At 57.9% G+C, this 13,278-nt stretch carries 13 protein-coding genes; 5 read left to right on the top strand and 8 right to left on the bottom strand.

What is annotated here, in order from left to right:
- Positions 1–101 precede the first annotated feature (101 nt).
- Both cmoA and A3730_RS23330 read right to left on the bottom strand, forming a co-directional pair.
- Positions 102–833: a carboxy-S-adenosyl-L-methionine synthase CmoA gene (gene cmoA, locus A3730_RS23325; protein ID WP_197468593.1), complete on the bottom strand. Its 732-nt coding sequence runs from the start codon at positions 831–833 to the stop codon at positions 102–104.
- A 115-nt stretch (positions 834–948) separates the two neighbouring features.
- Complete coding sequence (locus A3730_RS23330) at positions 949–1,395, bottom strand: hypothetical protein (protein ID WP_063519430.1); 447 nt, start codon at positions 1,393–1,395, stop codon at positions 949–951.
- A 290-nt stretch (positions 1,396–1,685) separates the two neighbouring features.
- Here A3730_RS23330 and A3730_RS23335 point away from each other — a divergent pair, with 290 nt between their 5' ends.
- Positions 1,686–1,979, top strand: coding sequence for a hypothetical protein (locus A3730_RS23335; protein ID WP_156496930.1), 294 nt, complete (start codon positions 1,686–1,688; stop codon positions 1,977–1,979).
- Here A3730_RS23335 and A3730_RS23340 read toward each other — a convergent pair.
- Positions 1,969–4,575, bottom strand: a complete 2,607-nt coding sequence (locus A3730_RS23340) for an ATP-binding protein (protein ID WP_063519432.1) — start codon at positions 4,573–4,575, stop codon at positions 1,969–1,971. The genes A3730_RS23335 and A3730_RS23340 overlap by 11 nt on opposite strands.
- Before the next feature lie 119 nt (positions 4,576–4,694).
- Here A3730_RS23340 and A3730_RS23345 point away from each other — a divergent pair, with 119 nt between their 5' ends.
- The 4 genes from A3730_RS23345 (at position 4,695) to A3730_RS23360 (ending at position 7,413) form a co-directional block, all read left to right on the top strand.
- The gene (locus tag A3730_RS23345) at positions 4,695–5,360 is read left to right on the top strand and encodes a hypothetical protein (RefSeq protein WP_231884025.1); all 666 of its coding nucleotides are present in this window, start codon (positions 4,695–4,697) and stop codon (positions 5,358–5,360) included.
- Positions 5,361–5,473: 113 nt separating this feature from the next.
- Positions 5,474–6,652, top strand: a complete 1,179-nt coding sequence (gene mnmC, locus A3730_RS23350; protein WP_063539069.1) for an FAD-dependent 5-carboxymethylaminomethyl-2-thiouridine(34) oxidoreductase MnmC — start codon at positions 5,474–5,476, stop codon at positions 6,650–6,652.
- The gene (locus A3730_RS23355; RefSeq protein WP_063520845.1) at positions 6,649–7,041 is read left to right on the top strand and encodes an MAPEG family protein; all 393 of its coding nucleotides are present in this window, start codon (positions 6,649–6,651) and stop codon (positions 7,039–7,041) included. Before mnmC ends, A3730_RS23355 begins: the two co-directional genes overlap by 4 nt.
- 132 nt (positions 7,042–7,173) lie before the next feature.
- Positions 7,174–7,413: a YheU family protein gene (locus A3730_RS23360; protein WP_063520846.1), complete on the top strand. Its 240-nt coding sequence runs from the start codon at positions 7,174–7,176 to the stop codon at positions 7,411–7,413.
- Positions 7,414–7,484: 71 nt separating this feature from the next.
- Here the strand turns inward: A3730_RS23360 and A3730_RS23365 are convergent, their stop codons facing one another.
- The 5 genes from A3730_RS23365 to A3730_RS23385 all read right to left on the bottom strand — a co-directional run.
- The gene (locus tag A3730_RS23365) at positions 7,485–8,357 is read right to left on the bottom strand and encodes an OmpW family protein (RefSeq protein WP_231880690.1); all 873 of its coding nucleotides are present in this window, start codon (positions 8,355–8,357) and stop codon (positions 7,485–7,487) included.
- Positions 8,358–8,371: 14 nt separating this feature from the next.
- Complete coding sequence (locus A3730_RS23370) at positions 8,372–11,095, bottom strand: Ig-like domain-containing protein (protein ID WP_063520848.1); 2,724 nt, start codon at positions 11,093–11,095, stop codon at positions 8,372–8,374.
- 15 nt (positions 11,096–11,110) lie between these two features.
- On the bottom strand, positions 11,111–11,539 hold the full coding sequence (locus tag A3730_RS23375) for a hypothetical protein (RefSeq protein WP_197477599.1): 429 nt from the start codon (positions 11,537–11,539) through the stop codon (positions 11,111–11,113).
- Entirely contained in the window at positions 11,496–11,723 is a 228-nt protein-coding gene (locus tag A3730_RS23380) for a hypothetical protein (RefSeq protein ID WP_063520771.1), read from the bottom strand. The genes A3730_RS23375 and A3730_RS23380 overlap by 44 nt, the downstream gene beginning before the upstream one ends.
- Before the next feature lie 324 nt (positions 11,724–12,047).
- Positions 12,048–13,278, bottom strand: a 1,231-nt coding sequence (locus A3730_RS23385) for a PepSY domain-containing protein (RefSeq protein WP_156501321.1), incomplete at its 5' end; no start/stop codon positions are given.

The raw sequence follows: 13,278 nt of genomic DNA on the forward strand, positions 1-13,278 counted from the left end.
GACCAGACGCTCCCGGGACAGCGTCATCACTGCGGCCAGGGGTTGCGGAGCAAACAGGGGCGCAAGCCCGCGTTCACAGGCCTGAAGGTAATCGGTAAGCATCAGCGCACGGCCAGTAATGACATGAAATTAAAACAACGGAACCAGACATGAATATGCCGATAGCCCGCCTTTTTCAGGCGCGCTTCGTGGTCCGCCAGAGTCTCCGGGATCAACACATTCTCCAGCGCGGTACGCTTCTGGCTGATTTCCAGATCCGAATAACCATTATTGCGCTTGAAGGCATGGTGCAGTTCGGTCTGCAAGGCATTTTCAGCTTCGTTGGCAAAGCGGATTTTTTCCGACAACACCAGAATGCCGCCGGGCACCGTAGCATCTGCCAGGCGTTGAATCAGGGCATCACGCTTTTGCGGGGCGATGAACTGTAACGTGAAATTAAGCACCGCCATGGAGCAAGGCTCGAATGCCATCTCAGCCACATCACCTTCTTCCAGGGTCACCCGGTGGGCCTGTCCTGCATCAGAAAGCAAGGTGGCGGCCTGCTCGATCATGGCACGGGAATTATCCACGGCCACAATAGGGTTGCGGGTGTCGCCGGTCAGAGACGCCATGGCAGTGGCGGCCGCCCCCAGAGAGCACCCCAGGTCGTACAGACAGGTATCGGGCTGGGCATAACGGGCCGCCAGCACCCCGATCATATCGATAATGGTGGGGTAACCGGGCACCGAACGACGAATCATGTCGGGGAAAACCCGCACTACCGTATCGTCGAAGGAAAAACGCGCCACCTGCTGGTGGGACGTGGCGTAAATGCGATCATGCTGGTCTGACATAGAGGCCCCGGTATTCATCTGCGGGCCGATTATAGCGGTGTGGGGAGCCGGGGAGAAACGGCTGCGGATGCAGCCGTCTGAAAAAACGGGAAACGCGGGGCGACAGGAACGATGATTACTTCAGACTGACCCGCAAGTTGGGATTAAAGTCTTCGTCGGCCAGGTCATCCAGGTAACTATCGACAAAATTCCGGGTCGCCGTATCGCTGTCAGCGCCCAGGCGCGTCAGGGCATCCCCCAGGCTTACTGTCTGCCCATTCAGGCTTACCCGGGAAGCCGACAAACTCAGGCCCATATCAATCACCGCATATTCCAGGTTCTCCGCCTGACGGCCTTTGACCATATGGGAGAGCACCGTTTGCCCATCCGGGCAATGGATGGAAAGCAGGGACTCCCCGGAAGTCATTTGCACTTCTCCGCTTTCAATCAACTGATCCACCAGCGCGCCAAAAGCACTGTCCTGAGACGCCGCCTGGCACAGGCGCCCCTCCATCCCCGGATTCAACTGAGCCTGAGCAGGCAGGACAACGGAAAGAGTCAGAATAATTGCAAAAAAACGCATATTTCACCCCATTTCTCCCTGTTGCCAACCCCCATAGGCCTGCACAGCAAGAAATCAATAAATCACGATAGCCGGTATTGCGGCCCGCATTATACGAACTAATGCGTACACTTGTTAACCATTTTTAATCATTAACATGATAGAAAGATGACAAAACCTAACCTAATAAGGCTAGCAATTTCATAGACAGTTCATAAATAAGGATTAGCATCAAAGTAGAAAGGATAGGTTTCGGCACGGTGCTTGCTTGCATCAATCGTAACCATGGGGATTATCTTTGGATGCTGGACATGCAAACAACTCATCATCACTCGTCATTTTCATTCCTCACCGTCTGCGCTGCAGCGCTCACCGCCTGCGGCATCGGCCTGACGTTCAATGATGTTCAATGGCAACTGGTCAGCATGGCCAGCTTTTTCAGTGGCATGATGCTGGCAGCCTGCGCTTGCCTTTTGCACGCCATACGCCGTCATCGGGCCTGGCGCATCGAAAGCGCGATTCTGGCAGGCCTGATAGCGCTGGTATGGTCTGCGCCTCTGCTCCCCCCGGCCATGCAGGACACCTTGATCTACCTTATGCCGTAACACCCAGATACTGGGAAAGGGCCTGTTTCATTGCCGTCAGAGACAAGGGTTTGATCAATTGCCCGTTCATCCCCGCCCTGGGCACCCGACCTCCGTGCTCGGTAATGGCATGGGCGCTCAGTGCCAATATCTGGCACGCAGGCCAACCATGCTGAATTTCCAGTTCGCGGATATGATGGGCGCTGGTAAATCCGTCCATCACCGGCATATCCAGATCCATCAACACCAGATCCAGCTCCCCCTCTTCAGCATCAAAACAATCGACCCCCTGCTGGCCATCCTCCGCGACGATGATGTGCGCAACGCCCAGCCGCTCCAGGTAGCCCTTGGTGACCATCTGATTCACCGGATTATCTTCCACAATCAGAACACGCAAACTGGAGATGGATTCCACCGCCACCGGCTCAGTGACAATCGGGATCGCCCCCGGTACATAGCTCCCCAGTAGCTGCTGGAGGTCACTGACCGTCACCACCGAGCGACGTAGCACACGCACCTCCCCGGGTAGCCAGTCCGGCGTTTCACTACGCATGCCAAGCAATAACAAGACCTGGATACGGGCCGGATTCAGACGCACCATCTGCAGCGCTTCGTCGAGTAGCGCCTGCTCAGGCAGGCCATTGATCAGCAGAACACCACTGCGGATCTCCCCGTTCACCTCCGCCAGTTGCCCCATGCTCCTCACCACTTTCACGGTGTCGAAACGCGGGTCATCGGCCAGCCAATCCACCAGGCTTCCCTGCACATCCCAGAGCCAACTGGCTGGCGGCAGCTCCGCCATCATCGGGATGTCACCCTGCTCGCTGGTCATCTGGATACTGAAGCTGAACCGGGACCCCAGCCCCGGAGTACTGTGCACATGGATCTCTCCGCCCATCAGCCCCACCAGTTCGCGACTGATGGACAGCCCCAGCCCGGTACCTCCATAGCGACGGGCGGTATTGGCGGAAGCCTGAGAAAAACGCTGGAACAGTTGCGCTTGCTCGTCCTGGGTCAAGCCAATGCCGGTATCGGTCACCGCAAAGGTGAACAGCGGGGCTTCGCCGCCACTGCGACGGCACACCAGGGACAATACAACCCGCCCATTGCGGGTAAATTTTACTGCGTTGCCGACCAGGTTGATCAGGATCTGGCGTAGCCGGATCGCGTCCCCCACCACATCCGAAGAAGTGTGCGGATCCACATCCAGAATCACCAGGGTGCCATTATCACTGGCCGGCAAATTGAACATCTGCACGCATTCCGCCAGTAGCGTCGGCAAGTCAAAGCGTTCTTCAACCAATTGCAGTTTGCCTGCTTCAATCTTGGCGAAATCCAGCACATCGTTGATCAGCGCTGTGAGGGTACGGCCGGCGCTATCAATCAGGCTGATATATTCCTGCTGCCGTGGCGACGGGTCGGTCTCGCGCAACAATTCCGCCAAGCCGATCACGCCGTTCAGCGGCGTTCGGATTTCGTGGCTCATGCGGGCAAGGAAAAGACCCTTGGCCTGGCTCTCGGCACGGGCATTGATCGCCCGGTAATTGGCCCGGTACACCCACAACGCCAACCCCAACACCAGCCCATACAGCAGCACGATACCCAGCATCATCCAGACCGTGGCCCGGGCCTTTTCCTGGCGAACATTGCTGAGCAGCTGGTCCGCCAGGGAAATCAACGTGGCGGACAGCCCATCCAGGGATTTCATGGCACTGCGGCTGTGGTCGTAAGCCTCTTCCCAGGAGACCTGAATGCGTGGCGCCAGAATCAATTCCTGCTCGGACCACTCCAGAAACGACAGCAAACCGCCCTGCACCAAGCGCCACTGCTGCTGCAACTCAATGGCACCGGTACGTGCCACCAGCGCCTTGATTTCGCTATCAATGATAGTCACCTGGTGCTGCAAACGCTGCCAGGCATTCTCCAACCGCCGGGCGTCATTGTCCCCCAGGTAACCGCCACGCAGACTCACATACAGAGCCAGCGCCCGGATCAGGCCGATATCTTCCTGGGCCTGGCGGAATGACCCCAGCGGCAAAGACAGCACCTCATTGGGTTCCAGCCCCTCGCCTATGGACAGATCCGACACAAACAACACCGTGGACAAGGCATTGCTCAACCGTTGGGTAATCTGGTTCACGTTGTCGAAAGGGCCAACCACATCCTCAAGGGGAATACCGGTTTTCACCGTCAGGTCGCGCCAGGCCTCGCTCAGCAACCCGCCCTGATCATTCAGCCCCGGAATATCCCGCTGCCGGACACGCTGCAGGAAGTCCAGCAAACGGCTGCCGGCACGGGAGCGGCTGAGTTCAAAGCGGGACACGATTTCCGGTTCCTGGGTGTGAATAGCGACCGGCGCCAGGTCGCGCATGTCGTTAAGCGGCGGGAACGCGGCCAGCCCCGCATCGAACAGGCGCACGTCCTCACGCATGGTATCGTAGGTATCCAGCATGCCCAGGCGATGTTGAATCAGAAGGACCGAGGCGATGGCGAATGGCACGGTGATCAGCGCAAACAGCAACAACATGGCCGCACTGGTTCTCAGGCCGACAACCGGCAACCCCGGTGCTGATGACCGTGGCCTGTCTGGCGACATATTATGTGATGGCTTTTCCATCCGCCTGCCCTGAAAACGGTTATGCTGGTAGTTTGCCACTACTTATGCTTTGCCACATCTCTGCACACAACGGCATATCCCTTCTAACAAGATATTTACCTTGCCCTATGCTGCGATCCATGAATGTAAAAGTTTGCTATCTCTTGCCAGTCTTCACACTGGTGAGCCTACTCTCTGGCTGCGCCGACAAGCCTGTGGAGGAAACCCCGGATTCACCGCTTCACGTGCAAAAACTGGACAAGGCCACCCTTAAAGCCACCGGTTCGGAGAACCAGGCCCGCGCACTGCCAGACCGTAAAGCACAACTGGATCTCTACCAGGCGCCCAAGACCCTGGCGGGCCTGCAATTCGACGGCGAAATCAGTTCCGAGCACGCGCGCACCCTGCGTTACCGGGATGCGGATGGCAAGGAACAGCTTTCCCTTACCCTGTCCGGCTTGCCTGCGGGCTGGGACACCATGCAACCCCGGCGCGCCGTAGCGGGCTACTACAGCGAACTGCGCCAGCGCCGGGTCGACAAGGCACTCAGCAACAGCGCCAACGCGCTCAGCATCATCAGTGAGCGACTGGTGGACCTGGAAGGCAACCCCAGTGCCCAGGCCCAAATGCGCTGGGTAGAACCCAACCGCCCAATTCAAAACCAGGCGTTACTGGTCACCTTGATCAACGACAACTTCATCCGCATCAGCAACGCCAGCTACCGGCAGAAAACCGTCTGGTTACTGCAACAGACAAAACGTGTACTGGCTGAGTTCAAGGCGGCCCAGAACGTGCCAGCTCCGTAATCGCAGCGTGTTACCCTAGGGCCTCACAGCGACGCCGCCAACCACACGGATCCCATGACCGCTCCCCTATTCACTGCGCTGATCCCGGTCCGACTAGAGGGACCACATTTGCTATGACCAAGACCGGCACCCTCCTCACCCAGCACCCAACCGACCAGCCCAGCACATCCCGGCACGCCATCGTCATCGGCGCCGGCCTGGCCGGCGCCACTACAGCCCGCGCCCTGGCCGAGCAACACTGGACCGTGACCGTCCTGGATCCGCAGGGCATTGCCGCCGGCGCGTCCGGGAATCTGGCCGGTGTCGTCTATAGCACCGCCAGCCCACACCTGACACCACAGAATCGTTTCTACCAGACGAGCTACCGCCATGCCTTGCGCTGGCTCCACCATTACGGCTTTCCCTCCAGTGACCAGGACGGCCAGCTCAATGGCGTCATTCAGCACTTTGTAAACGACAAACAACGGGACAAATTCACTGCCGCCATGGACAGCGGTGCCTGGCCTGCCGACCTGCTTCGCCCGGCGCTGGCCGGCAATGGAGTGGAACTGGTGGGCGGCGGTTACCTGCGCCCGGATCGCTGGTGCCGGCACCTTCTCAACCATCCAGCGATTACATTGCTTGATGACTCCGTGACGTCACTACAGGAAGGCTCCCCCGCCAGCGTCACGCTGGACAAAGGCACCCGGCTGCATGCCAACGCCGTGATAGTCTGCGCCGCCGGCGCCAGCCAGCAGCTACCAGGGCTGGGCTGGCTACCGCTCAAGCACATTCGGGGTCAGGTCAGTTATTGCCAGGCCACCGAGGCGTCCCGGCAATGGCAGCAGGCGCAATGCCATGGCGGCTACCTGACACCCGCACTGGATGATCTGCACTGCGTGGGTGCCACCTTCAATCTACACGACAGCCAACCCGCCCCCACCGATGCAGACGACGCTGACAACCTGGCACAACTGAAACACTACCTGCCCGGACACTGGCAGGCGTTAGGCGGGGAAGCCATTATCATCCAGGACCGGCGCGTGGCCTTTCGTTGCCAGAGCCTTGACTTTGTTCCTCTGTGCGGCCCGTTGCCCGTGGCCACCGACAACCCACATCGTGCGGCCACCGGCCTCTACCTGAACCTGGCCCACGGCAGCCGTGGCATTACCGGCACGCCGCTGTGCGCCGACTTGCTGGCCAGCAAAATTACCGGGCAGCCGCTGCCCGTGGACGCACAATTGGTTGACGCCCTGGACCCTTCGCGGTTTATTGTTCGCAAACGAAAAAGACAACCTGAGTGGAAACCATGACCCTAGTAAGCTTGCCAGTCACCGCCCTGTACGCCGCCCTGTGCGGTTTTCTTGTCATCGCCCTGGCCGCCAATGTAGTCCGTTACCGGCTGGGGAAAAAAGTCTCCCTGGGCGATGGTGGCCATAAAGACGTGAACCGTGCCATCCGCGCCCACGGCAACACGGTGGAGTACATTCCGCTGGCGCTGATCCTGATGGCATTGCTGGAAATCAATGGCGGCGGCAATAGCGCCCTGCACGTGTACGGCATCCTGCTGCTGGCCGGGCGCGTGTCCTACGCCTATGGCATGCTGGTGCCGCGCAGCAGCGCCAACCTGCCCCGCCAGCTCGGCGTCCTGTCGTCCTGGATTGTCATCATCGGCGCGGGCATCCAGTTGCTGTTGTCATAAGACGCAAGCACGACGCCCCAAGCCTGATGCCTGACGCTAAAGAAAAAGACAAAAGCGGAAAACTGAAATTCAGGGGCTGCACACGTTATCGAATTCGGCCCTTACCCTATTCACTTTTATAGAACTGGATTTATGCCCATCATTGTTCCCTGGAAAGACTTGCCTGCGGATACCCTTCACAACCTGATTGAAGAATTCGTCACCCGGGACGGCACCGACTACGGCGACACGGAAATTTCCACCGCCACCAAAGTAGAACAAGTGCGTGAACAGTTGAAAAAAGAACAGGTCTTTGTGGTCTTCGATGAGACCACCGAGAGTGTTTCCGTGCTGAGCAAGGAGCAACTCGCGGAAATAGAAAACAGCCTGTGATACCTGCCTCGTTTTTTTGACGAATGGTTGGGTTACGCCGCGTTGCGGAGCAACCCAACTGGCAACGGGTTTCAGAAGGTGAATCCCACTCCCAGACTGAACGCATAGACATTCATGTCAGCGTTGAACTCCGCGTCCCCCACCTCCGCATACTGGTACTGCGGCAAACCTGGCGCCCGGATGAAGGTTCTTTCCACCGTGGCCGAAACATCTTTCACGCTGATGTATTTAAAATCCGCCGCCAGCCACCAGTAGTCCGTCATCCGCCAGTCCACCCCCACCTGGCCAACCCAGCCAAACTTGTTCTCGATTTCCAATTCCGGCTCGCCCACTTCAGTAAGAATGGGGTTAGTCACGTGGCTGTCATAGGTGAATAAATACACCACTCCCAACCCGGCATAAGGGCGGAAATTTCGCTCGTTACGAAAACGCTTAACCAATGTCACCATGGGAGGCGCCACCTTGGTTTCCGCCACTTTTTCTCCCAGCGCTGGCACACCGGTAGGGATGCCATTCGCTTCCGTCACCAGAGGCACATCGGCAATGCGCCCCTTGGCCTTGAGTTCAAGAGTCGGCGGCATGGCGGCCATGGTCTCCAGCGACCAACCACCGCCCCAGACGCCCCAACGCAGCTTATAACCAATGGTGGCCGCCGGGATGGTGAGCGGATCACTGAACGCATCCCCCTCCTGTTCCCCTGGTTCCACCGCCACTTCCGCGATTTCCGACAGATTACTCAGGGTAATGGAGTTGGTCTTCACATCCGGGCTCATGTAGATCGCCCCGAGACGAAAGTAGAGCCGGTCCTCGCCGAACAGTTTCTGAGTGAACTTCACCCCGGGATAGTCCGGCCCGTAAAGATCCTGAGCAGCAGAGGCATTAGAGGCATTAGCGCCAAGCAGCCCCAATACAACAGCAAGATAAAAACGCTTTTTATGACTCATTGTTGTTCTCATTGTTACTGGTCTCCCGCATTTTCCTGACCCACCGAGGTAAAGCGTGCGTGGGCCGGGTTGTTGACCACACGGATACGGAAGTCATCCTTGGCAATACCCAGCTCAAGAGAGCCAACCCCCTCTTCCGGCAGCACCCCGCCAATAATCAGATCAAGCAGGTCGCCCAACACCGGAATAAGGGCACCCAGGTCGATACTCAGATTCAGTGAGGCCGCAATGGCCGAGGCATTGCTGGATTCCAGCGTTATCTGACCATTGCGCAGGAACTTCACCGGCCCATTCAGGTAGGCGGACACCGGCAGGCTTCTCACGTTGGCGTCAGCCACATTGGGAATGGCTGCGCCACCAGGAATCAGTGCTGAAAAAAGACGAACATCCGGAGCATCAAGCCAGGCATCCAGGCGGGTAATGAAAACCGGGTCTTCCATTTCCTCACCGGTGTCGGGATCGATGGCATTGATAACAAAACCGCGCAACGGCTGCGGCGGCATGTCGTCATAGGGCCGGAAACGCAGCACCAGTGCACCGGTTTCCAGGGGCAAGGGAATAAGATCACCCAGCACCGGGATCGCCAGATTGGCGTTGGCGGTCAGTGACGTTCCCATCACATGCTGGGCATTGATTTCCACTGGAATGGCGGTGTCGCCAACGGTCTGGATACAATAAATATCCCCGTCGGCATCTTCATTGGTGGCACACCAGCGGCCATTGCCTTCATCCTCCATGCCGATGTAACTCAGGTCCAGCGGCGCCTTGGGCAGGAACGCCATGGGCAAGGCCGCATGAGTAAAGATCTGGTCCCCCTCATCAAGATTGGCACCGCCAATCAGGCCCCCGGTGCTTTTGATAAAGCCCCGGGCGTGGTTTTTTTCTGCGTCTGGCTCGTCCGCGTCCTGAACCCCGTTACCGTTTACGTCCGTGTACTTGCGTGTCAGCACGGTGGCATAAGCCGCCCCGACGTCAGCCGTCGCGGTAAAATCAATCAGAATTGGTGGGCCACCTTCACAGGGCATATTGGAAAGAGAGCCACAGGTGCCCATGCCATTGAGCGGATCCGTATTGATACCCAGATTGTCGAACCGGTCATGGCTACGAAATACGTCCTCCCCATTGTCACCACCGTTGATCACCAGCCGATATGCCTTCCCCGGCACCATGGTGTTGGGGGGCGGCACCGCACGCAGACGCAGGCTGTTACGACGGGCTGACAGCGGAATAGACTCCCAACCGCTATCCGTTGCTTCAGCCAGACACATGGCTCCGCCTTCACAGGACTCGCCATCCGCAGCAATGGTGCCAAAGGTCATGGACGCCAGCTCCATGGGCATATTGAAGCTCACTTCAATGGGGCGGCTGACGTCGTAAAAGAACGGGTAATACAGTGAATCTTCTGCCAGGCCGCCGGCACAGCGCCCAGCCATTTCCAGGGTGTTCCCCTGGGCATCCTGCTGCTCGACGCCACGGTCTTCCAGGGCACAACCGATACCCGGATACAGCCCCAGCACCACGGGCGGCAGCACCGGTGCATCGTTGTTGGCCGCGTAGCTGGCGGTATCAAAAACAATCTGACCGCTGCCGTCGGTGGCATCACCGGGCACAAATTCCAGGTGCGAGGGATCGAAGATATCCATGTCTTTCAGGTTATCGCCCAGATCCAGGTTATAGCGCTCCCCCGCCGCCAGTTCATTGAGCGGTGTAATGACCAGATTGGAACCGCTGCTGCGTACCTGGATCGGCACCGGCTCGCTGCTGTTTTGACGGAACAGCTGAACCCCCTCCATACCGTCATCGCTCACCGGCTCGTTGAATACCACAATGATATTGTTGCTGGGTTCCACCTGGACCTGATTATGTTCGGGGAAGGAGCCGGTGGCCTGCAGTGGGTCGCGGTTGAGCTGATCAAACTTGAATTCCGAATCGGCACGCACCCCCAAGGCAAAGTCGGCGCTAACCTTGGCCGCGCCACTGAGAATATCCAGTTCCAGAGTGCGGAAGACCTCAAACGTCAACGCCCCATCTTTTACGTCCACCACACCAACCGCCTGCACATGCATCAGGTTCTGGTTCACCGATGCATTGCCTCGCGGTTCCACCGCATGCATGGCGAGATCGAAATTCATGTAGACATACATCGGCGCAAAATCGTCATCGGGCTGAAAGCCCTCAGGCCGATAGGGATTGGTGGTCAGATAGCCGGTCACGTCAGTGACAAAGGTGCCGATCAGGTCACCGGTGAACATGGGCGTGCGTACTTCACCGCCCAACAGGATCGGGTCAATACCGGTAATGCGCAGCTGCTGCCCGGCACGGGCCACCACCGGTACCGCCTCCACATGCTCATCCGGACGCCCCATCCAGCCTTCCAGCACCAGAGGCATGGCATTCACCTGGGTGATCCCCAGCGCCTCGGTTTCCAGGTTGAACTGGTTGAGCGGCAACCCATGCAGGCGCGAGGTTTGCGGATACCCCGGATCCCCCAGTGCAGGCTGGGCCTTCATCAACTGCTTGATCGGCGGGTTGCGGTCCGCCACATCATCTTTGGACAGCCGGGGCGTCAGCGTATAGGTGACCGTTTCCAACAAGTCCTCATCAAAATCTTCCAGACCATCCAGTGTCAGCGTGTAGGTATCCCCGCCGATCAGGTCTTCCTTCGGATCAAGGGTGATGTAATGGCGTTCACTGAGAATCCTCACATCCACCAGTTCACCGGTTTGCTGATGTTCCAACTTGACCGTATCGCCCTAGCGCACGGTGGTTTGCACCAGTGGTTCGGTAAGGGTGATGCGTACCGGCGAAAAATCCATGAACGGAAAACGTGCCGCGCCTTCAGAGTCGGGCAGATAGACCTCAGGGTTTTCCTGATTGATGACCAGCACCCCCGGCGCCTGGTCCGGCACCGGATCGTATTGGCGAGTGCGGAAGGTGATCAGCGGACCGTCCAGCTCCAGGTTCACCACCCCCGGGGCAATCTCCGGTGATACCCAAAGGCGGTATTGCTCACCGGCACGCAGGCTTTCCATGGAAAACGTCAAGGTACGGTCCCGGTTCGACACTTCGGCGCTATTGAGATCGACCAGATTGCCTTCGCTATCCGCCAGACAAAGCGCGCCGACAAAGCCATCACCGTCAGGGTGACAATCTTCCTTGGACCGCGGCCTCATCAATGCCATTGGAAAACGTCAGCAGCAGCTTGCTACCCAAAGGCAGGTCCACCATGCCGCTGGCCGGATAGGCGTAAATGAGAGCATTGCCAGGATCCGGCGGCACGAACACATCCGGTTCTTCTTCACAGGCATGCAGCAACGGCAAAAGCAGCAGGCAGGCGATGGTGGGGAATTTTATTGTTCGCATCATGTCACCCTGTTCTTGTTTTCGGACTACATAGTCACGGATGAATGCGATAGTGCGCCAGCCCCTGCACGTTAGCTTTTGTAATTTAAAAACCCACAAAAATCAGTGTTTTATTTACCCTTTCGGCATACAAGACACTTTTAGCACACTTGTCTCAACCGCTAACTCCTTCTTTTACAGAGTGATATCTCACTTCGCAGACGATAAGCGTTTTTGTGTTTATCAATTTATTGCTAAATAAAAGGGTGACAAAAAAACCGCAACATGACGATTAGTATCATGTTGCGGCCTGATTGAAACTGATATTGCAACCGATTTGGCGCCCCGTCAGGCGTGTTCTACCCCGGCAGCAACGCTATCCGGCTCGCCCGCCGGTTTGCCGGCATACCAAACACTGTCGGTATTACCATGGAAAACGCGCTTTGCCGTACGCCGGGCCATCTCCAGCAGCAATACACCCGCCACCAGCGCCGTACCATCCACCGCCAGCGGCCCCGGTGCGGTTTGTATCCATGCCGGCATGGCCGGGAACAGGTATGCCAGTAGAGCGGTGGCCGGCACGGTCAACCAGGCGACCCCGGCAAAGGCAATCAGCTCCACCGCACTGCGCCCCGGACCACGGACAAACGCCCAAGCCACCGCCGCCAGAAAGACAAAGTAATACGCCCACAGGTACAGCGATGCCGGATCGACCCCACGGTACAACCACTTGCCGGCAGTCATGGCAATCGCGATACCGGCCACGGAGCCCCAGCACACCCCCACGGTAGCGCTGGCCATCAAACGCGTGCTGCGCTTTTGTTCCACTTGCCCACCATTACGACGCTGTTTGCGGCGTCGGGTTTCCACCCACAACAGGTTGCCGGTATAAAACAGAAACGCACCAGCAAGCCCCATGAAGACATACACCCAGCGCATGAAAGCGCCACCGTAGCTGCCGAAGTGCAGCGCAAAAATACTGATGACGATGTCCGTCCAGGCATTCTCGTGACCGGGCAGGTACTCGGTGCCTTCCAGTTCCCCGGTGTAAGGGTCCATGGCAGCAAAACCACGGTCAGCCCCGCGCACCATATGATCCAGATTTTCGCCACCAATGCGCACTTCCGCATGTTCGCTCACCGGCCCCAAATACTGCATTTCCCGGGGAATAAAATCCGGAGCGGCTTGTTGCAGGTTAGCCAACAGCGTCTGTGGAGGCAGGAGATTGCCTGCCACGGTTTCCACCCCCCTATCGTGATGCTCATGCATTTCGAACAGCGGGCGCTCCTTGTAGGTGGTCAGTGACAGGGCATCGTAGAGAAAGTCATGGAACGCAAAGACAATGACGGTCAGTGCAATCATCAGATGGAACGGGAGACTGGTCAGGCCAATAACGTTATGGGCATCCAGCCAGAAACGCTTCAGATTCTTGCCCCTGCGCAGGGCCAGAAAGTCCTTCACCAACGTCGGCAGCAACACGACCAGACCAGACACCAGCGCCAGTGCATACACCACGCCGATGGCTCCCATCACATAGACCCCGAACAGATGATGCCCGTCTCCCGGAATCCCGGCTGTC

It is taken from the genome of Alcanivorax sp. HI0044 (assembly GCF_001634945.1).

Excerpts from the sequence above, each read along its gene's own strand:
- cmoA (WP_197468593.1), bottom strand. The coding sequence starts at position 833 with ATGTCAGACCAGCATGATCGCATTTACGCCACGTCCCACCAGCAGGTG.
- A3730_RS23330 (WP_063519430.1), bottom strand. The coding sequence starts at position 1,395 with ATGCGTTTTTTTGCAATTATTCTGACTCTTTCCGTTGTCCTGCCTGCT.
- A3730_RS23335 (WP_156496930.1), top strand. The coding sequence starts at position 1,686 with ATGCAAACAACTCATCATCACTCGTCATTTTCATTCCTCACCGTCTGC.
- A3730_RS23340 (WP_063519432.1), bottom strand. The coding sequence starts at position 4,575 with ATGGAAAAGCCATCACATAATATGTCGCCAGACAGGCCACGGTCATCA.
- A3730_RS23345 (WP_231884025.1), top strand. The coding sequence starts at position 4,695 with ATGAATGTAAAAGTTTGCTATCTCTTGCCAGTCTTCACACTGGTGAGC.
- mnmC (WP_063539069.1), top strand. The coding sequence starts at position 5,474 with ATGACCAAGACCGGCACCCTCCTCACCCAGCACCCAACCGACCAGCCC.
- A3730_RS23355 (WP_063520845.1), top strand. The coding sequence starts at position 6,649 with ATGACCCTAGTAAGCTTGCCAGTCACCGCCCTGTACGCCGCCCTGTGC.
- A3730_RS23360 (WP_063520846.1), top strand. The coding sequence starts at position 7,174 with ATGCCCATCATTGTTCCCTGGAAAGACTTGCCTGCGGATACCCTTCAC.
- A3730_RS23365 (WP_231880690.1), bottom strand. The coding sequence starts at position 8,357 with ATGAGTCATAAAAAGCGTTTTTATCTTGCTGTTGTATTGGGGCTGCTT.
- A3730_RS23375 (WP_197477599.1), bottom strand. The coding sequence starts at position 11,539 with ATGGCATTGATGAGGCCGCGGTCCAAGGAAGATTGTCACCCTGACGGT.
- A3730_RS23380 (WP_063520771.1), bottom strand. The coding sequence starts at position 11,723 with ATGATGCGAACAATAAAATTCCCCACCATCGCCTGCCTGCTGCTTTTG.